This window comes from Halomonas sp. ATBC28 (assembly GCF_005937175.1).
GTDB classification, from domain to species: domain Bacteria; phylum Pseudomonadota; class Gammaproteobacteria; order Pseudomonadales; family Halomonadaceae; genus Vreelandella; species Vreelandella titanicae.
Map to the genome: position 1 here is coordinate 1 of NZ_VCQL01000106.1, position 460 is coordinate 460.

1 pseudogene is annotated in these 460 nt (G+C 51.7%); it reads left to right on the plus strand.

Annotated elements, in window-relative coordinates:
- Positions 1–137: 137 nt before the first annotated feature.
- Positions 138–460 (plus strand): annotated as a pseudogene (locus E0L35_RS25545) (tyrosine-protein kinase); the annotation flags it as partial.

Here is a 460-nt window from a genome sequence, read left to right on the forward strand (position 1 = left end):
GAAGCGGGCCGTGCGGTATATCTGCAATTACTTAACCGCCAGCAGGAGTTGAGTATTTCGAAATCCAGTGCCATTGGTAACGTGCGGATTATCGACCCGGCAGTCACTCAGCCGCAGCCAGTGAAACCGAAAAAGCGTTGAACGTGGTGCTTGGTTTTATTCTTGGCCTGTTTATTTCTGTGGGTGCCGTGCTGGCGCGTGCGATGTTGCGTCGTGGTGTAGAAGCCCCGGAACAACTGGAAGAGCACGGCATCAGCGTTTATGCCACTATCCCAATGTCCGAGTGGCTGGATAAACGCACCCGTCTGCGTAAGAAAAATTTATTTTCTAATCAGCAGCGCCATCGTACTAAAAATATCCCCTTCCTGGCGGTGGATAACCCGGCGGATTCTGCTGTGGAAGCCGTACGTGCGCTACGAACCAGTCTGCATTTCGCTATGATGGAGACGGAGAATAACAT